Below are 18,297 nucleotides of genomic sequence, written 5' to 3' on the forward strand. Positions count from 1 at the left end.
CCATTAAGGGAGTTGTGAGGCATTGCTGGGCGTTGGTTGATGAACGTCACGTAAGTGTCGGGGCGCAAAGAGAATTCACGTTTATCCACACAAGTTGTGGATAAGTCTGTGCATCGTGCTGCGGCAGGCCTGCGTGACATCGTTGATACAAGCCCTTCGGTCAGGTTGGACAAAAAAGTGCCATATGTGTTTTTTTGAGCCTAAACAAAGACTTGCGTGTGAAACATTCGTGTTCGACGGCGTCACCATGCTGCGCCGCATCGCCAGATGACGGGAATTTGAACGCTGTGCACAACCGCCATCCGCTGCAACCCGCGCCGCTGCGTGTTGGGCGCGTGAATGACCGCTTGTCAAGAGAATATTGGGACATGGGTCTCGCTATGATGCGGACCATGCCGATGCCGTTCCCCGTCCCGTAGTGTCCCCCGTTCGTCCCACTTCTCCCCCGCCCGCCCTGAGCGCTTTCCTGCGCGGCGTCGAGCGTCGCGGTGCCGTGCTGGCCGAATTGCAGTGTGGCGATGCGGCAGCCGGTGACACGGCTCTGGTGGCGGCCATGCGCGTTTTCCGCGACGGCGCCGCCGGCGTTCCGATGGCCGAATGGCCGCGCCGCTTCTGGGCGACCCTGCTGGCTGAGCCCGCGCTGCGCCGGCGCGTGGCGGTGGCCGTGCCGTTTGACGCCACCGATCGCCTGGGCGACTTGGCCACGGGCCCACGTGCGGCCCTGCTGCTGCGGCTTGCCGCCGGACTGCCCGAGGCCGAGGCCGCCAGCGTGCTGGGGGTGGGTGAGGCCAGCTACCGCCTCGCGCTGCGCGGTGCACTGCCGCACCATGGCGACGGCCGCGCCGACCCACAGGCCTGGCAGCACCTGCGCGACCAGGTGCACCGCAAGATCAAGACCCTGGCCCCCGAGCGGCTGAGCCGCCTGGCCCAGGCCCGCGAGGCGCTGCTGCGCGGAGAGCCCGCCGCTGACCACCCCTTGGCGTCGGCCGCCGAGGCGCCGCCGCGGCCGCGGCCGCGTTGGGTGCTGTGGGTGCTGTGGGCCTTGTTGCTGCTGTGCGCGGTGGCCCTGGCGGCCACGTGGTGGGGTCCGGCACAGGGGCTGGGACCCGCCGGGTGGCGGCGGGGCGTGCGGATCGAGCCGCTGCCGCCGGCCGACGCCCCGCGGGCGACTCTGACAGCTGATGCCGCCCTCGTCGCCCACCCTGATTTCGCCCTCCTCGCCGACCCGGAGGGCGAGGCCGCGGCGGCCGACCTGCCCCTGCAGTCCTGGCTGGTGGCAGTGGAGGCCGGCACGGTCACCGCCGAACCTGCCAATGGTGACGACCCGGATGTGCCGGCCGTCGCGCCGTTGGAAGCCCTCCCCGATGCGACTGTCGCCCCGCTGGAGTCCACGGAGGAGGGCGACGCCAATGCGCAGCCCTGACCGCCGCCCAAGCCGGACGCCGCGCCTGCTGCTGCCCCTGCTGTTGGTGGTCGGCCTCGGGCACGCCGCGACGCCAATCCTCTCCGCCTTCGGCGACAGCGTGGCCAAGTTGCCGGCGGCGCAACGCGCGCAACTGCAGGCCCGGGCCGCCCGCTGGGAAGGCTGGGGCGAGACCGAACGTTCCGCCGTGCGGCAGCGCGCGGTCGCATGGGCGGCGCTGTCGCCCGACGCGCGCGCGAGTCGCCGCGAGCGCTACACCGCATGGCGCCGCCTTCCGCCCAGCGAACAAGCGCAGCTGCGCGCGGTGGCCCTGCGCTGGCAGCAACTGGACCCGGCCCAGCAACAGGCCTGGCGGGCGCGCTTTGACGCGCTGGATCGCAGTGCTCAGCGGGGCTGGCTGCTGGGCCCCGAGCTCGGGGCCGACTATGCCCGGCTGCAGCCGTTGCTCGCGCAGGTCCCGGCCGCCCAGCAGGAATCCCTGCTGCGGGTGTTGCGGGAGCTGACGCCGCCGCAGCGGGCCGATCTGGCCGTGCTGGTGCATCGCACCCCACCGCAGGAGCGGCCGCTGCTGCGCCGCGAACTGGTTTCCACCGCCGCCGGGCAACGCCAGGCGTGGCTGTGGCAGCGGCTGGACCGCTGACCGCGCTTACATGCCGACCAGGCCGGCCAACAGCGCGTACAGCGCCGCGAACGACACCAGCACCAGGTAGATCCAGCCGATCACCACGTACTTGATCACCGTCGCCCACCAGCCCTGCGCATACACCCGCTTCTGCATCAGCAGCAGATAGATCGGCACCCACGTCCACACCGCGATCGCGCCGAGCGATGTCAGCGGCTCGACGAGGCTGGCAGGCGCACCAAAAGCGTTGCCAACCGCGACCAGCAGGAACGAAGCCAGCAGCGCCAGCAGCATGTACGCGTGGCTGTACAGCGCCACCGTCAGGTGCTCCAGGTACAGCCGACCCGAGCCGAGGTAGAACACCTTCAGCAGCAGCGCGAACACCGGCACCAGCAGGAACAGCGCGGTCGGCAACGCGCCCATGAACGCCTGCAGCAGCGCGTCGCCGTCGTTCTCCATCGCGGCCATGTTGCGCTGCGCGCGCGCCGCGCGGGCCGTGAGCCATTCGTTGGCGAAGTCCGGCAGCCAGCCGATGCGGATCGGGTCCTTCTTCGGATCCCACTGGCCGCCGAAGGCGACTTCCGGCGCGCTGGGCGCGGCAGGCGATGGGCGCGCCGGGCTTGTCGCCTCGGCAGGGACGCCCGCACCCGCCTTCGCGCCCTCCGCGGCCGGGGCCTGCTTACGCAGTTCGGCGATGCGCGCCGCCGCTGCGCCCTGCACCTGCGTGCGCATCATCACCAGCGTGGGGCTCGCCCCGGGGGTGTCGCTGCCGCGCTGCTCGGCGACGCTGATCTTCTGCAGGGCGCGGTCGCGCGCCTGCTCCACTTCCGCGACCGTCTGCATCTGCGCGAACTTGGTGTCCTCGGGATCCACCTGGAACACGGGGCCCTCGGCGTGCACCACCAGCTTGCCGACGAAAAACGTCAGCAGGCTGAGGATGACGAACAGGCGCAGCGGCGCGATGTAGCGCACGCGGTGGCCGGCCAGGTATTCCAGCGCGACGCGGCCGGGGGCCAGCAGGTCGCGCAGGGTGCGGAAAACGCGGCCGTCCAGGTGCCAGAACGACTCGAATACGTCTTCAATGGCATGCGCCGCGTGCCGCACCGGGCTGACCACCGGCTGGCCGCAGGCATGGCAATAGGGGCCCTGCAGCGCGGCCTCGCAGTTCTCGCAGTGCGTGAGTGAGTGCGTGCCCATCGTTTCCTTTCCCCGGTGGCGCCGTCCCATCACCGGCGAGGCGCTAAGATAGCGGCCTGTCGCGACCCGGCGCCAGCGTCCGCCATCGGTTGCGTCGACGCGGCCGCAGTCGCCCGCCGCCTCTATGTCGTCCGCACCCACCCCGCCCACCGCCGCGCCCGAAGCGCGGCCCAGCCTGCGCCTGCCGGATGAAATCCGCACCAGCGCGCTGCTGGCTGCGCCGCTGGTGGCCGGGCACGTGTCCACCGGCCTGATCGGTTTCGTCGACAACGTACTGGCCGGGCACCACAGCACCAACACGCTGGCTTCGGTCACCATCGGCACCGCGCTGTGGTGGCTGCCAATGATGGTGCCGATCGGCACGCTGCTGTCCGTGCCGCCAACGGTGTCGCACCTGGACGGCGCCGGCCGCCGCGGCGAGATCGGCGCGGTGTTCCGCCAGGCGTTGTGGCTGGCCGTGGGCCTGGCGGTGGTGCTGTTCGCCTTCATGAGCCTGTTGCCGCTGGCGCTGGCGCCGTTCGGCATCGCCCCGGAGATCATTCCCGGCGCCACCGCGTTCCTGCACGGCATCCGCTGGGGCGTGCCGGCGCTGACGCTGTTCTTCACCATGCGCTACCTCAGCGAAGGCCTGCACTGGACCCTGCCGACCATGCTGATCAGCGCGGCGGGCCCGCTGCTGTTGCTGCCAATGGGCTGGGCGCTGACGTTCGGTCGCCTGGGCCTGCCGGAACTCGGCGCCGGCGGCCTCGGCTTGGCCTCGGCCGTGGTGCTGTGGCTGCAGGCCATCGCCTTCGTGCTGGTGCTGCGTCGCGCGCGGCGTTTTGCCGACCTTGGCCTGTTCGCACGCTTCGACCATCCGCACTGGCCGACCATCCGCGGCCTGCTCGCCACCGGCCTGCCGATCGGGGTGACGGTGTTGATGGAAGGCGGTTTGTTCATCGCCACTGCGCTGCTGATCGGCCGGCTAGGCGAGGTGCCCGCCGCCGCGCACCAGATCGCGATCAACGTGGCCACGCTGTGTTTCATGGTGCCGATGGGCCTGGCCGAAGCGACCACCGTGCGTGTGGGCCACGCGCTGGGCCGCGGCGACGTGCACGGCGTGCGCCGCGCCGCGTTGGCGGGACTGTGCATCGTGCTGGCCAGCCAGTTGCTGTCGGCGACGGTACTGCTGACCGCCAACGAATGGGTGGTGGGCGTTTACACCCGCGACGCGGCGGTGGCCACGCTGGCCGCCGGCCTGCTGCTGTACGCGGCGATGTTCCAGTTCCCCGATGGCGTGCAGGTGCTGTCGGCCGGGTCGCTGCGTGGTCTGAAGGACACGCGCGTGCCGATGTTCCTGGCCATGTTCGCCTATTGGGGCGTGGGCATGCCGGTGGGCGCCGGGCTCGGGCTGGGCCTGGGCTGGGGCCCGAAGGGCATGTGGATGGGGCTGATCGCCGGGCTGAGCGTGGCCGCGGTGCTGCTCGGCGCGCGCTTCCTGCGCGCCAGTGCGCCGGCACGCCTGACCCGGCGGCTCGGGCCATGAGCGCAGCCCCGCGCGTCGCGGTCCTCGCCGGGCACGACTCGCCCAGGGTGGCCATCCACGGGTGGGACGCCGCGTCTTCCATCCTGGGTCTTCACGGGCGAGCGGCGTCCACCCGGGCACCCTTCCGTCCGGCCCGGTGACCAATGGCCGATGTGCCTGCGGCCGCCGCGGCGCTAACCTGATTCCGAAACGTTCCATTGCCCCTTGGAGGGCACCCGCGAAATGAGCACCCAACCCCCTCGCCGTGGCCCCATCGTCCGCCTGCTTGTCGGGCTGTGGGATGCGATGAACTTCACCCGGCGCCTGTTCTTCAACGTGGTGTTCTTCGGCCTGCTGATCCTGTTCCTGGCCATGCTCGGCGCCGGCGAACGCACCCGCCCGGTGCTGGAGCGCAGCGCGCTGGTGATCGCCCCGCAAGGCGAACTCGTCGAGCAGTACACCATCGACCCGGCCCTGCGCGCCTTCGCCAAGGCGATGGGCGATGGCAAGGACGAAGTGCGCCTGCGTGACCTGCTGGCCGCACTCGACGCCGCGGCCAAGGACAAGCGCATCGAGCGCGTGGTGCTCCACCTCGACCAGCTCAGCGGTGGCGGCATGGCCTCGCGTCGCGAAGTGGCCGCGGCGGTCGCGCGCGTGCGGGCCAGCGGCAAGCAGGTGGTCGCCTTCGCCGAGGCGATGGACCAGGGCCAGTACCTGATCGCCGCGCAGGCCAACGAGATCTACCTCGACCCGATGGGCGGCATGTTCCTCGAAGGCCTCGGCCGCTACCGCCAGTACTTCCGCGAGGGCCTGCAGGACAAGCTCGGCGTGGACGTGCACCTGTTCAAGGTGGGCGAGTACAAGTCGGCGGCCGAACCCTACGTGCTCGACGCGGCGTCGCCTGCGGCCAAGGAAGCCGACCTGTACTGGATGAACGACGTGTGGCAGCGCTACGTGGCCGATGTGGCCAAGGCGCGCAAGCTCGAGCCGGCCGCGATCACCGCCGGCATCGACACCATGCCCGCGGGCATCGCCGCCGCCGGCGGTGACCTGGCCAGGTACGCGTTGCAGCAGAAGCTGGTCGACGGACTGAAGACCCGCGAGGAATTCGACACCCTGATGACCGAGCGCGGCGTCGCCGACGAGGATGCCGATGGCGGGTTCCGCCAGGTCACGCTCGACGGCTTCCTCGCCCACGTCAACACCAGCCTCAATGCCGTCGACCCGCGCCGCGACCAGGTCGCGGTGGTGGTGGCCGAAGGCGAGATCACGGGCGGCGAGCAGCCGCCTGGCACCATCGGCGGCGTGTCCACTTCCGCGCTGCTGCGCGAGGCGCGCGACGACGACAAGGTCAAGGCGGTGGTGCTGCGCGTGGATTCGCCGGGCGGCGAAGTGTTCGCCTCCGAGCAGATCCGCCGCGAGGTCGAAGGCCTCAAGGCCGCGGGCAAGCCGGTGGTCGTGTCGATGGGCGACCTGGCCGCGTCCGGTGGATACTGGATCAGCATGAATGCCGACCGCATCTACGCCGATCCGTCGACCATCACCGGCTCGATCGGCATCTTCGGCATGATCCCGACCATCCCGCGCACGCTGGAGAAGATCGGCGTGCGCACCGACGGCGTCGGCACCACGCGCTTCGCCGGCGCGTTCGACATCACCCGCGACCTGCAGCCGGAAGTGGGGCAGGTGATCCAGTCGGTGATCGACAAGGGTTATCGCGATTTCACCGGCAGGGTCGCGGCGGCGCGCAAGCAGCCGGTGGCCGCGATCGACGCCGTCGCGCGCGGCCGCGTATGGAGCGGCGCGCAGGCGAAGGAACGTGGGCTGGTCGACGAACTCGGTAGCCTGCAGGCGGCCCTCGACGACGCCGCCGCGCGTGCCAAGCTGGGCAAGCGCGGCAACTACGGCGTGCGTTACCTCGAGAAGGCCGGCTCGCCGTTCGAGCAGTTCTTCGCCGGCTTTGCCGAGAGCCGCATGGGCGCAGCGCTGCTGAAGGACTCGTCGCTGCTGCAGGCGCTGGTGGCGCAGGCGATGCCGCAGGCCGCGAACGACCTGCGCTTCATCCAGGGCGCGATCAAGCCGACCCGCGGCGTGCCGGTCAAGGCGCTGGCGTACTGCTTCTGCGGGTTGTAACGGGCGGGTCGCTTCAGCCGCCCGCCGCCTCGATCGCCTTGCGTTGGGCCTTGGCCGCATCGTCCACCGCGCCTTCCACCGCGCGCGCCTTGTCCTGCGGCGCCTGGATTGCGTCACGCAGTTCGGTGTGGCGCGCCGGCGCACTAGCCTGCGGCTCGGGTGGGCGCTCCTTCTCAGGGGGCTCGGGGCGCGAACAGGCCGCCGACACCAGCGCGATGCAGGCGAGCAGTGCCGTGGCCATGTGGCGAGGCGGTTGCGCTGCACGAATGGGTGGACGCGGGCGGGCAGCGTGGCGGGGCTCGGACATGGTGGCACTCCGGATCGGGCCTGCGGCTATCCTACGCCCTGGGCGCACGTGCGCCAGAACACGGAGAGCAGCATGGACCCCAAGCGCTGGCGGCTGGACGGACAACTGGCCCTGGTCACCGGCAGCAGCGCCGGCATCGGCCATGCCATCGCCCGCGAACTGCTGGGCTTCGGCGCCGACGTGCTGCTCGCCGCGCGCGACGCGGCCTCGCTCGACCGGGTGCGCGCCGAGCTGCTGGAGGACTTCCCCGAGCGCGAGGTGAATGTATTTGCCGCCGACGTCGCCGATGACGAGCAGCGCCGCGAACTGCTGGACTGGGTCGAGGACTTCGGCGAAGGCCTGCACATCCTGGTCAACAACGCCGGCGGCAACCTCGGCAAGCCGGCCACCGACTACACCGAGGACGAGTGGAGGCAGATCTTCGAGATCAACCTGTTCTCCGCGTTCGAGCTGTCGCGCTACGCCTATCCGTTGCTGACCCGCCACGCGGCGTCCAGCATCGTCAACGTGGGCAGCGTGTCGGGCCTGACCCACGTGCGCACCGGCGCGCCGTACGGCATGAGCAAGGCGGCGATGCACCAGATGACGAAGAACCTGGCGGTGGAGTGGGCCGAGGACGGCATCCGCGTCAACGCGGTGGCGCCGTGGTACATCCGCACCCGCCGCACCCACGACAAGCTGGCCGATCCCGACTACCTGGACGAGGTGCTGCTGCGCACGCCGCTGGGCCGCATCGGCGAGCCGGAGGAGGTGGCCGCGGCAGTGGCCTTCCTCTGCCTGCCGGCCTCCAGCTACGTCACCGGCGAGTGCATCGCGGTGGACGGTGGGTTCCTGCGCTACGGGTTCTGACAGCGGCGGTCGCCGTGCCGGCTATCCCCGTGTTGCCCGTGGACACACCCCGCGCACCCCCGCGCGTGAGTTGCGCCTTTGATTGCCGAACGCTCAGTCGGCAATCGGCAGGCTCAGCGTCTCCTTGATCTCTTCCATCACGATGTAGCTCTTCGACTCGCGCACGTGCGGCATGGTCAGCAGGGTGCTGCCCAGCAGCTTGCGGTAGCTGGCCATCTCGCTGATGCGCGCCTTCAGCAGGTAATCGAAGTCGCCCGAGACCAGGTGGCATTCCAGCACATTGGGCAGGCGCAACGCCGCGCGGCGGAACTCCTCGAAGATGTCGCCGGACTTGTAGGCCAGGCTGATCTCCACGAACACCAGCAGCGTGGCCTTCACGTGCTGCGGGTCCAGGCGCGCGTGGTAGCCGGTGATCACCCCGTCGCGCTCCAGCCGCCGCACGCGCTCGGTACAGGGCGTGGTGGACAGCCCCACGCGCTCGCCCAGTTCGGTGAAGGAGATGCGCCCCTCCTCCTGCAGGATGCGCAGGATGTGGCGGTCGATCCTGTCGAGTTCGCGGGCTTTGCCGGCCATGTTGCACTGCAGTAGTGGCTATGCACGAAGTTTACACCTGTACTCGGCGTAAAAATCAGAAAAACCCCCTGCGTGCTTTGCCCGATACTGCGCGACTTTGCCGGCACTCCTGCCGGCGGTGACGGACGAGGCGAGCGATGCGGGTTCTGGTGCTGGGCGGTGGCGTGATCGGCGTGAGCAGCGCGTGGTACCTGGCTCGTGCCGGCCATGAGGTGGTCGTGGTCGACCGCCAGCCCGCGGTCGCGCAGGAAACCAGTTTCGCCAACGCCGGCCAGATCTCGCCCGGCTACGCCTCGCCGTGGGCCGCGCCCGGTGTGCCGCTGAAGGCGCTGAAGTGGCTGTTCCAGCGCCACGCCCCGCTGGCCATCAAACCGGGCATGGACCCGCAGCAGTACCTGTGGCTGCTGCAGATGCTGCGCAACTGCACGCACGCGCGCTATGCGGTCAACAAGGCGCGCATGGTGCGCCTGTCCGAATACAGCCGCGACGTGCTGGACGAGCTGCGCGCCGAGACCGGCATCGACTTCGAGGACCGCCAGCTCGGCACCACCCAGCTGTTCCGCACCCAGGCGCAACTGGACGGCGCCGCGAAGGACATCCCGGTGCTGGAGCAGTACGGCGTGCCGTACGAGCTGCTGGACCGCGACGGCATCGCGCGCGTGGAACCGGCGCTGGCCAACGCGCCCGCGCCGCTGGTCGGCGCGCTGCGCCTGCCCAACGACCAGACCGGCGACTGCGAGCTGTTCACCCGCCACCTGGCCGGGATGGCCGCGCGCGCCGGCGTCGAATTCCGCTTCGGCCAGGACATCCAGGCGCTGGAACACGACGGCGCGCGCATCACCGGCGTGCGCATCGATGGCAAAATCGAACGTGCCGACCGCTACGTGCTGGCGCTGGGCAGCTACTCCCCCAGGCTCGTCGCGCCGCTGGGCCTGCGCCTGCCGGTGTACCCGCTCAAGGGCTACTCGCTGACCCTGCCGATCACCGATGCGGCGATGGCACCGACCTCGACCATCCTCGACGAGACCTACAAGGTGGCGATCACCCGCTTCGACCAGCGCATCCGCGTCGGTGGCATGGCCGAAGTGGCCGGCTTCGACCTGTCGCTGTCGCCGCGTCGCCGTGCCACGCTCGAGAAGGTGGTGGGCGACCTGTACCCGCGCGGCGGCGACGTGGCCGCGGCGACCTTCTGGACCGGCATGCGCCCGGCCACTCCCGACGGCACGCCGGTCGTGGGCGCCACCCGCTACGGCAACCTGTACCTCAACACCGGCCATGGCACCCTTGGCTGGACCATGGCCTGCGGGTCCGGTCGCTACCTGGCCGACGTGATCGATGGCCGCACCCCGCAGATCAGCGGCGAAGGCCTCGACCTGTCGCGTTACGACTGAGCGACGCCCGGCCCACCTCAGTCGCCCTCTGCACCCCGCCCCCTGACCTGACCCGCGTCGACCCCGTGCCGCCCACCTACCCGGAACCCTTGCCTTGCGCCCCGCCCGTGCCCTGATCGACCTCGACGCCCTGCGTCACAACTACCGCCTGGCCCGCGAGCTGGGCGGCGGCAAGGCGCTGGCGGTGGTCAAGGCCGACGCCTACGGCCACGGCGCCGTCGCCTGCGCCCGCGCGCTGGAAGCCGAGGCCGACGCCTTCGCCGTGGCCGCCATCGAGGAAGCGCTGGAACTGCGCGCCGCCGGCATCCGCGCGCCGATCCTGTTGCTGGAAGGCTTCTTCGACACCGCCGAGCTGGCGCTGATCGACCAGCACGACCTGTGGTTTGCCGTGGCCACGCCGTGGCAACTGGCCGCGGTTGAACAGGCGCGGCCGGCCCGGCCGTTCACCGTGTGGCTCAAGCTGGACTCGGGCATGCACCGCCTCGGCATCGAGCCCGCCGACTACGCCTCCGCCGCCGCGCGCCTGCAGGCGCTGCCGCACGTGCGCGAAGTGGTGGCCATGACCCACTTCGCCCGCGCTGACGAGCTCGACCGCGACACCACCCGCGCCCAAGCGGCGGTGTTCGACGCCGCCACCGCCGGCCTCGGCCTGCCGCGCAGCCTGTCCAACTCGCCCGGGCTATTGGGCTGGGACAACCTGCGCAACGACTGGGCCCGCCCCGGCCTGATGCTGTATGGCCTCAGCCCTTTCCCGCAGCCGCATCCGGTGGCCGCGCGCCTGCGCCCGGTGATGACCCTGCAATCGCAGGTGATCAGCGTGCGCGACATCGCCATCGGCGAGCCGGTGGGCTACGGCGCCCACTTCGTCGCCGCGCGCCCCACCCGCGTGGGCGTGGTGGCGATGGGCTACGCCGACGGCTATCCGCAGTTCGCGCCCAGCGGCACGCCGGTGGCCATCGACGGCGCCGCGGGCGCGCTGATCGGCCGCGTGTCGATGGACATGCTGACCGTGGACCTCACCGACCACCCGCAGGCCGGCGTGGGCAGCACGGTGGAGCTGTGGGGCGCGCAGGTGCCGTTGACCGCCGTGGCCGCGGCGGCGCGCGCCAGTGCCTACCAGTTGCCGTGTGCGCTGAAGCGTGCGGTGCGCGCCTACCTCGGGGGCTGAGCCGCCCTGCGAAGCTCCGCGCAACACGTGCGTGAAGTTGCCAAGCAGCTTCGACTCGAGTGAGCAGTCAGGCCCCACAGAAACCTAGTCCACCACCGCCATCCCAGGCGGGTAGTAGGTGATCTCAAACCGCATCCCATCCGGGTCCTTCATGAAGAGCGCAATGGCGCCGCGAAGGTCCTGGACGTCGGGAACCTCGAAGCCCGCGTCACGCATGGACGCGCGGATGGCATGAACCTCGTCGGGAGATGAGGCACCAAACCCGAGGTGGTTCATGCCCGCCCCGTACCGCTCATAGGGCGACGTGCCGGCCTTGGCTTGCAGAAACTGAAAGAAGAAGCCGTTACCGTCCGTCCAGACATGATCCCTCGTCTTGCAGAAGCCAACCAGAGGCAACAAATGATCGTAGTACGGCATGCTTCGGTCGAGCGACGAAACCAACAGTGTTACGTGGTCAATCTTCATGGATCAGAAGCCTTCGTTTGATGCCTGAGCACGCCTGGACAAGGCGAAAAGCGCCATACAGCGCCAGCAAGAGCGCGGACATGACGACAAGACACACCGGGCTGTTTGCCAGCATGGAACTCAGAATCATGACGGGCTCTCCTTAAAGAAGCGGCAAGTGCTCAATCCAGGAATTCCCATGTATCTGCCCCATCGAACCGTCTGACGACGACCGACTGCAGGAGCCCTGGTGCGAAATTCCGCAGGTTCACTCCATGACGAGCGCCGGTCGCAGGTTCGAGGGGTTCCCAGTGGGTGAGGATGCCGCAGGTCTTGCAACGAACGTTCGTAAGGGTCCTATCACCCCAGATGTAGCTTTCCGTGTTCTCGGGATGGCCTTCGAAGAAGACCGTGCCAAGTTCGTAGTACGCCCATATGGCTCCCGTGCGCCGGCACAACGAGCAGTTGCAACTCGTCGCCGTTTCGGGCGCCGCCGGCAGAGTAAGGCGGACTGAGCCGCAGTGGCATGAACCTTGCAGCGGAACTCGTTCGTGACTCACAGGAATACGCCGTTGCTGGTTGTACCGCAACGCCTTATGTGCAAGGCGCAGTGGCGAGTGGCGGGGAGAGACGTGGAACTAGGGATGCAGGGTGCGATCACAAAACAGTGTGTCTGGCTGATCAGCGTTGTCGCACTTGGTGGTTGAATTCACCCCTACTCATCGAGCCTGTACTTCCACGACACAAGCCCGCTAGAGTCAAATTGCACAGTGCAGCCGACCCTCCCGAACGCTCGTGCCGAGTATATGAAGGACTGGCCGTCAGCGACTGGCGAAACAGCGTATCCGAGCTGCTCAGAGATAGAGCGAACTTGAGCGACGGTGGCGCCGGCCGGAAGACTCTGGCAAAAACTCCGCATCTGGCGCGGGCCCGCGACGAACGGCCATAGCCAGTACGCCACCCCCGCAAGTAGGACGATGCCCAGTGCGGTGTTGACGTTATTGCGCTTGGAGGACAATGCCATTTAGTGAGGTCTAACGCCTGAATTAAGCCGAGCCGCGAAGCGGCTTCGGCTTGAATGAATTGCTAGGTACCAATCTGGCTACCGCAAACCCTAGCTGCATTGGCCCGCCACTTGTTGACATGGGCAGAGTCATTGGCTGAGACATAGATTGACACCAAGAAATTGGCATACGTGCAAAGCTGGTGGCGCTGTCCAGAACGCAGTGATTCGTCGTACATTCTCTCGACGCGCGCGGCGATTGATCGGAGCGAACGGTCGTGCTCTGCATTGGTTTTGACGATGCGCCACGACACAATCCCCAGGCCCGTTATGGCGAGCATAGCCGACGCAATTAGTAGTTGCGCGTCAAATGGGCGTTTGGGTGGCCGCATTGCGGGCAAGAATAAGCTTTCCGTGAAATAGGCTTTGCGCATGCGGGGCAATTCACGAGCATAGACTTGTCCATTGGCACCAAACGCCTGAGTTAAGCCGAGCCGCGAAGCGGCTTCTGCTTGAATGAACTGTTAGCGCCGAACTGGTGCCTGATCTGTGAGAAGTAGGCAAGCGCAATGACAGCGCCCCAGCTTAGATCTGAAAGTTGCTGCAGGGCGGTGGACGCCGCGGGCTCCACCTCAGAAGCGGATTGCTCGCCGAAGATCAGCGCCTGTACTAAGGCAGCCGTGGGCAGGAGCAGCGCAGCAACGAGTGAAAGGAGCCGTCCCCAAGGACGGAACAGGAACATTCCAATGAAGCTGGCGACGTAGAACACAGCCCACAAGATGGAGTAGGTGGCGCCGAACGTGGCTTGCGCCGAAAACTCGACATCTCCAGTCTGAGCCGGTGGGGTGCCTGCCACTGGCCAAGCGACTGATACTGCAGCTAAGAGCAGCGCTAGCGAAAGCAGCATTAGTCCGCGGAAGATCCTAGTTTCCATACCGAGTCTCCATTGTAGCGTTGGTAAGCGTTAACGCTTGAATTAAGTCGAGCTGCGAAGCAGCTTCGACTTGAATGAACTGTTAGGCCTCATGGCTGACACACCGCGCCGATTGAACGAATGGTGTCGCCGGATGCGCCGACCTGAAGCCAACAGGAGGATTGGTTGCTGTAGTACTCCATGAAGCTACCAGACTGCCGAGCGGCCCTGACCGGTTGGCCATAGATGGCCACGGCCCTTGATACCGGAGCACCCGGGCAAATGCCAGAGGGGGTGCAGGCATTGGGGCCAGTGGCGGTGAGTTGAAACACGCGCTGTTGCTTGCCCGGAGCGGCTTGGTCTAACCAGCCGATCAGCACGGTCAGGCCGGAGTATTCAAGGGCAACACCCTCGCCCGTGTCAGTTCGCGTCTTGGGCTGGCCGAGAGCGGCAAGCACCTGGGTCTCGGAATCGCCGAGCGCCACTCCCCCAAGACTAAGCTCTCTATCTCTAATGGCAGCACCGGAGCAAGCTACCGACCCCGAGAGGACAACGGCGACCACGAGGAGATTCTTCATGAGGCCTAACGCCTGAAGTAAGCCGAGCCGCCAAGCAGCTTCGACTTGAGTGAACTGTTAGGCCGTGCCAATTGCGACGACGACCATGAGGCTAAATGCAGTAGCGAGAAGCACTCTGATCCTCAGAAGTTGCTGGCGATAGTCATCTTGGATGAGGCCCAAGGATGAAGTTCCCAACAGGATAGCGAGCAGCGGGCCTTGGGCGCGGATGTCCCACAGACTTGGACGGCCCATTGCTTCCCATTCAGTGCGATTCTTCGTTTCGAGTCTACGCGTAAAGATGACGCACTCGATCAAGTACCACAGGGTGGTGAGGAACGCGACCGAAAACAAAATGTTGAGCGTTGGTTGGGTCATGGCTTTGACAATGCCTGTTGAGGCCTAACGCTTGAATTAAGTCGAGCTGCGAAGCAGCCTCGACTTGAATGAACTGTTAGGTCATTGCCCGGTCGCGACCTGGTGTTCGCCGCGACGCTGCGAACTGCCCGAGCAGCGCACCAGCTACTACAGCGGCTAGCGAAAGCAATACGGAGGTCGAGTTTGAACTGATAACAGATGCCATGTCGCCCCCAGCTGGTTGTGCGATACGCAGCGCAAAGTAGAGCGTGAAGTACCAAATCGCAGCCCAGATGAGCGTTGCCGGAACCATAAAATTCCGCTTGGCCACGATGGAGCCGATGAACGCGCTTATCAGAAACCCAATCGCCGTTTGTGCGGCAAGTCCCGTCAGCGTTCTGGCCGCATACGGCAGGAAACTGATCGCCGCCAGCACCGTAAACATTGCGATAGCACCAAGAAGTACTTCCTTTCGCATTAACTGATCTCCTTGATCAATGACTTAACGCCTTATGTCTTGAGTTTCCCCTAGCCTAAGGGTTCACCCCCGGCGCAGGTACTGCCGGAAACTGGGGAACGCGTATAGCGTCCCTACGAGTGCAACGAACTTGATCAGGCTACTGTATGGCTGGTCCAACTGGTAGAGCTCCACGAGTCCGCAAGCAGCAGCGAACGCGCCGACTGCAAAGATCATGGGTGGATAATCCGGGCGCGACAAGGAAAATAGGGTTCTGACTGTGGCCGCAATCAAAAGGGCCACTAGTCCAACCAAACTGGCGCTTGCCATTGCATCAACTACGTCCATTCTCCCTCCCAGGCCTAACGCCTGAAGCCGCGAAGCGGCTTCGGCTTGAATGAATTGTTAGGCCCAGCCGCGGCCCTACGGAAGCTCAAAGTATTGCCGATGCCGATAGATCGTTGCGAGTCTGTCCATCTTGAAGGTCAGCCTGACGGAGTTATTGAACTCCCCCGGGCCAGCAAGCAAGACATCCCACTGGTCGTGCGGCCGCAGCCGAGTCAACTGTGTCTCTGAAGCGGGGACGGTGAAATGGTCGCCGGCCCTGGGGCCGTAGCTGACATATACCGTCGCCTCCGGATAGTCGCGTCGGAAAGCATCTAGGGAGCTAGCCACCTGTGCCTTTGAGTCGCCGATTTGAAAGCCGTAGGCAGAGCCTTAGCTGACACTTTTGCTTCTATAGCTCGCGGCAAGAAGGCCGACATACAAAGCGACGAGAGCCACTGGAGTCAGAAGAACAATCGCAATGGCCTTACGCCAAGACACGATAGAGCCTCCTCTGGGCCTAACGCCTGAATTAAGCCGAGCCGCGAAGCGGCTTCGGTTTGAATGAGCTGTTAGGCCGCGGGAGCGCAGCCACTGGGTTTGAAGACGCGTACTGTTGATGCTGGGTTTCTTTCCAAGGCGCCAGCCACGCGGGTGGGGCGCTTGGAAAACGACCCGCCGCAGTTTGGGCAGCGACCACCAAGCTTTGACTCAACGCAAGTCGTGCAGAACGTGCACTCAAAGGAACAGATCCAAGCGTCATTCGAATCTGGTGGGAGATCAATATTGCAGCACTCGCAGCCAGGGCGCATTTGCAGCATGTCGGGCTCCTATCGTGAGGGACGCCAATTATCTCGCGGCCTAACGCCTGAATTAAGCCGAGCCGCGAAGCGGCTTCGGCTTGAATGAACTGTTAGGCCTACGGGCGCAAGCCTCCACAAGCCTCCTTGCAGCAGATGCTGCGCACTCTGATCCATTTCCAGAACAGCTCAAGACATCTGCAGAGATGAACCTTTCCTCTTGACTCTTCAAGACGTAGAACACCCGAAACCGGTCATCTTTAGGATAGTCTCGGATGTTGTTGGCCAGTGCACGCACCAGATAGAACTCAATATCGAATGCGCCGTTGGTTTGCGCAAGGCTTAGAGTTCTGACCGCGGTCACGGACCTCTCCAATGCAACCGCGAATTGCTGGGAGGTGCCGCTGTGGGAGTCTCCATTTGCAGAATGGATGACGCAGGTGCTCGCCTGCGAACCGCCAGCGCCCATAAGTGCTGCTGTAAGGAGTGTGGCCGCAAGTAGGGTCATAAGCATGCCTAACGCTTGAGTTAAGTCGAGCTCAAGCGCGAAGCGGTTGGGCTTCGACTTGAACGAATTGTTAGGCCGATGGCCCGAACGCAATAGATTCTAGGGCTGTTGCACATGGTGTGTGCATTCACTCCTGCCCTGCGCCAACCGCCAAGTCCAGTGCTGTGAGTAGGACGAGGAGCCCGCCGATTGCGACCGCCAGAAGGTTCCAGCCCCGGATTCGCGAGTTTGGAGCGTGGAGAGGAGCCTGCTCAGCGTTGGTGCGATTTGCCAGCACCTGCATAGGCAACAGCGGCACTACCGAGAGCAGCGCAACAACAGCCCATGGCTCGGAACTGTAGCTGGTCAGCGAGAGAACCACCCACGTTAGGAAGCATGCAAACGCAAGTGCGATTGAATGGCGTCCTGCCGGGTGAGCCATCCGGCGGAAAAGAGGCAGAGCAAAAATCAGGCCGAGCACAGACCGCCATGGGGCCGACAGGCGCCTTTGCTCGCGGTGCTTGAGCAAACGCCAATTCCAGTAGAACCAGTAGATCTGGTAAAGACCGAACGTGCAGATGGACATCACCAAGAACTTCCCGACAGAGACCGGGAAGAACACGGGCACAGCGCTAGTTGGCTTCATCGGGATCGACATTGCTCTGAAACAGGCCTAACGCCTGAATTAAGCCGAGCCGCGAAGCGGCTTCGGCTTGAATGAATTGTTAGCGCTGCCCAGTGCAGTGAGCAACGCGGCTGACCACAATGTACCCGATGCTGCTGTAGTAGTTGCCGAGGCCAACGCGGTCAGGGCCAAACGCGTGGAACCTTCCGGAAGGGGCGACGCAAGCACCTTGCTCGGCCGGAAAAGATGGCTGTAGCCGCTGGGGCACCACCAGGTCAATGCAGCTGCGGTACGTCTCCTCAGCAGATGCGTCCGGGCAAAGATGGAATAGCTGATACGCGCCAGATTGCGTGTACAACTGGCCAGTAACTGAAACACGTGATCCATCGCGATCCTGGCCAAGCTTGGCCAAAGGGATGACCGATGTGGCGCAGCCGCCAAGCAGGAGGACGAATGGCAAGAGTCCTTTCATAGCGCTAACGCCTGAGTTAATCCGAGCCGCGAAGCGGCTTCGGCTTGAATGAATTGTTAGGTGCCAGCCTAGTATGTTTCATCTGCGGGGTAGTCCCAGCCGGTAAGTGACAGTAGGTGCGTGCCAATCTCATGCGCTGGACCTGACGTGGGTGTCCACCGGCTGACCACGTGATACTTGGAGGTAGCTCCCTCGACTATCCATCCTGACCCGTCCCGGCCGTTAGTTCTTTCGCTAGACGGCGTATCCCAGAACCCGCTTTTGCCAATAAGGCGCTCGATATCTTCGAACTGGGACTTGGATAAGGCGACGGCTTTGCGCCGAAGTACAGAGCCAGGGTTATAGCCTCCGGCGCCGTCCAGCTCGACTGCTACAAGGTGGGCGCTTGAGTTTGTTTGGGCGATCCGTACCGCAACTGGGTGATGGAATGTGCGAAGCCATGTGAAACGATATGTGCGAGTACCTGTCCCGGCTTTGAGCACGGGCTCATCCATGGCACTGAGTTGACGGGAGTACCAGTTGTTCTGGAACTCGTCGGACTGCTTGGAGCCCGCGTCGAGGATGCCCTGCGGAAAATACAGCGGTTGAGATGACCAAAGAAGCGACACAAGACCAACAGACGCCAGAACAACGATCAAAGCGAAGATAAAGGCTGAAAGTTGGCGATACATGTCCTGGCACCTAACGCCTG

General features: G+C 65.5%; 20 protein-coding genes. 7 read left to right on the top strand and 13 right to left on the bottom strand.

Annotation, left to right across the window (positions count from 1 at the left end):
- Positions 1-418 precede the first annotated feature (418 nt).
- Complete coding sequence (locus tag AC3ARF_RS01020) at positions 419-1,423, top strand: hypothetical protein (RefSeq protein ID WP_498929479.1); 1,005 nt, start codon at positions 419-421, stop codon at positions 1,421-1,423.
- Positions 1,410-2,063, top strand: a complete 654-nt coding sequence (locus AC3ARF_RS01025; RefSeq protein ID WP_498929481.1) for a DUF3106 domain-containing protein — start codon at positions 1,410-1,412, stop codon at positions 2,061-2,063. The genes AC3ARF_RS01020 and AC3ARF_RS01025 overlap by 14 nt, the downstream gene beginning before the upstream one ends.
- Positions 2,064-2,069: 6 nt before the next feature.
- Here AC3ARF_RS01025 and AC3ARF_RS01030 read toward each other — a convergent pair whose 3' ends face one another.
- Positions 2,070-3,242 carry a DUF3667 domain-containing protein gene (locus AC3ARF_RS01030; RefSeq protein WP_498929483.1) on the bottom strand — a complete coding sequence of 391 codons (1,173 nt, stop codon included), beginning with the start codon at positions 3,240-3,242 and terminating at the stop codon, positions 2,070-2,072.
- Between the two features lie 124 nt (positions 3,243-3,366).
- Between AC3ARF_RS01030 and AC3ARF_RS01035 the strand changes: the two genes are divergently transcribed.
- Together AC3ARF_RS01035 and sppA are read left to right on the top strand one after the other, a co-directional pair.
- A complete protein-coding gene (locus AC3ARF_RS01035) occupies positions 3,367-4,767 on the top strand; it encodes an MATE family efflux transporter (protein ID WP_498929485.1) in 1,401 nt (466 codons plus the stop codon).
- 222 nt (positions 4,768-4,989) lie between these two features.
- A complete protein-coding gene (gene sppA / locus AC3ARF_RS01040; RefSeq protein ID WP_498929487.1) occupies positions 4,990-6,879 on the top strand; it encodes a signal peptide peptidase SppA in 1,890 nt (629 codons plus the stop codon).
- Between the two features lie 13 nt (positions 6,880-6,892).
- On the opposite strand, the gene AC3ARF_RS01045 is transcribed toward sppA, so the two are convergent.
- Positions 6,893-7,120: a hypothetical protein gene (locus AC3ARF_RS01045; RefSeq protein ID WP_498929489.1), complete on the bottom strand. Its 228-nt coding sequence runs from the start codon at positions 7,118-7,120 to the stop codon at positions 6,893-6,895.
- A gap of 138 nt (positions 7,121-7,258) precedes the next feature.
- Between AC3ARF_RS01045 and AC3ARF_RS01050 the strand changes: the two genes are divergently transcribed.
- On the top strand, positions 7,259-8,035 hold the full coding sequence (locus AC3ARF_RS01050) for an SDR family oxidoreductase (RefSeq protein WP_498929491.1): 777 nt from the start codon (positions 7,259-7,261) through the stop codon (positions 8,033-8,035).
- 93 nt (positions 8,036-8,128) lie between these two features.
- Here AC3ARF_RS01050 and AC3ARF_RS01055 read toward each other — a convergent pair whose 3' ends face one another.
- Complete coding sequence (locus tag AC3ARF_RS01055; RefSeq protein WP_036140013.1) at positions 8,129-8,608, bottom strand: Lrp/AsnC ligand binding domain-containing protein; 480 nt, start codon at positions 8,606-8,608, stop codon at positions 8,129-8,131.
- 137 nt (positions 8,609-8,745) lie between these two features.
- On the opposite strand from AC3ARF_RS01055, the gene AC3ARF_RS01060 reads away from it, so the two are divergent.
- Positions 8,746-9,999: a D-amino acid dehydrogenase gene (locus AC3ARF_RS01060; protein ID WP_498929493.1), complete on the top strand. Its 1,254-nt coding sequence runs from the start codon at positions 8,746-8,748 to the stop codon at positions 9,997-9,999.
- A 94-nt stretch (positions 10,000-10,093) separates the two neighbouring features.
- Positions 10,094-11,167, top strand: a complete 1,074-nt coding sequence (gene alr, locus AC3ARF_RS01065) for an alanine racemase (RefSeq protein ID WP_498929495.1) — start codon at positions 10,094-10,096, stop codon at positions 11,165-11,167.
- An 84-nt stretch (positions 11,168-11,251) separates the two neighbouring features.
- On the opposite strand, the gene AC3ARF_RS01070 is transcribed toward alr, so the two are convergent.
- From AC3ARF_RS01070 to AC3ARF_RS01115, 10 genes are all read right to left on the bottom strand, one after another.
- Positions 11,252-11,632 carry a VOC family protein gene (locus tag AC3ARF_RS01070; RefSeq protein WP_498929497.1) on the bottom strand — a complete coding sequence of 127 codons (381 nt, stop codon included), beginning with the start codon at positions 11,630-11,632 and terminating at the stop codon, positions 11,252-11,254.
- Positions 11,622-11,762 carry a hypothetical protein gene (locus AC3ARF_RS01075; RefSeq protein WP_498929498.1) on the bottom strand — a complete coding sequence of 47 codons (141 nt, stop codon included), beginning with the start codon at positions 11,760-11,762 and terminating at the stop codon, positions 11,622-11,624. The genes AC3ARF_RS01070 and AC3ARF_RS01075 overlap by 11 nt, the downstream gene beginning before the upstream one ends.
- A 31-nt stretch (positions 11,763-11,793) precedes the next feature.
- Entirely contained in the window at positions 11,794-12,171 is a 378-nt protein-coding gene (locus AC3ARF_RS01080; protein WP_498929499.1) for a GFA family protein, read from the bottom strand.
- Positions 12,172-13,098: 927 nt separating this feature from the next.
- Positions 13,099-13,383, bottom strand: a complete 285-nt coding sequence (locus tag AC3ARF_RS01085; protein ID WP_498929501.1) for a hypothetical protein — start codon at positions 13,381-13,383, stop codon at positions 13,099-13,101.
- Positions 13,384-13,637: 254 nt separating this feature from the next.
- Positions 13,638-14,105 carry a hypothetical protein gene (locus AC3ARF_RS01090; RefSeq protein WP_498929503.1) on the bottom strand — a complete coding sequence of 156 codons (468 nt, stop codon included), beginning with the start codon at positions 14,103-14,105 and terminating at the stop codon, positions 13,638-13,640.
- A 57-nt stretch (positions 14,106-14,162) separates the two neighbouring features.
- Positions 14,163-14,462 carry a hypothetical protein gene (locus tag AC3ARF_RS01095; RefSeq protein ID WP_498929504.1) on the bottom strand — a complete coding sequence of 100 codons (300 nt, stop codon included), beginning with the start codon at positions 14,460-14,462 and terminating at the stop codon, positions 14,163-14,165.
- A 76-nt stretch (positions 14,463-14,538) separates the two neighbouring features.
- On the bottom strand, positions 14,539-14,919 hold the full coding sequence (locus AC3ARF_RS01100; RefSeq protein ID WP_498929506.1) for a hypothetical protein: 381 nt from the start codon (positions 14,917-14,919) through the stop codon (positions 14,539-14,541).
- 875 nt (positions 14,920-15,794) lie between these two features.
- Entirely contained in the window at positions 15,795-16,043 is a 249-nt protein-coding gene (locus AC3ARF_RS01105) for a DUF1272 domain-containing protein (RefSeq protein ID WP_498929507.1), read from the bottom strand.
- Between the two features lie 614 nt (positions 16,044-16,657).
- Complete coding sequence (locus AC3ARF_RS01110) at positions 16,658-17,167, bottom strand: hypothetical protein (protein ID WP_498929509.1); 510 nt, start codon at positions 17,165-17,167, stop codon at positions 16,658-16,660.
- A 507-nt stretch (positions 17,168-17,674) separates the two neighbouring features.
- On the bottom strand, positions 17,675-18,277 hold the full coding sequence (locus tag AC3ARF_RS01115) for a hypothetical protein (protein ID WP_498929510.1): 603 nt from the start codon (positions 18,275-18,277) through the stop codon (positions 17,675-17,677).
- Between the last annotated feature and the right edge of the window lie 20 nt (positions 18,278-18,297).

This window comes from Lysobacter sp. KACC 24251, assembly GCF_057747755.1.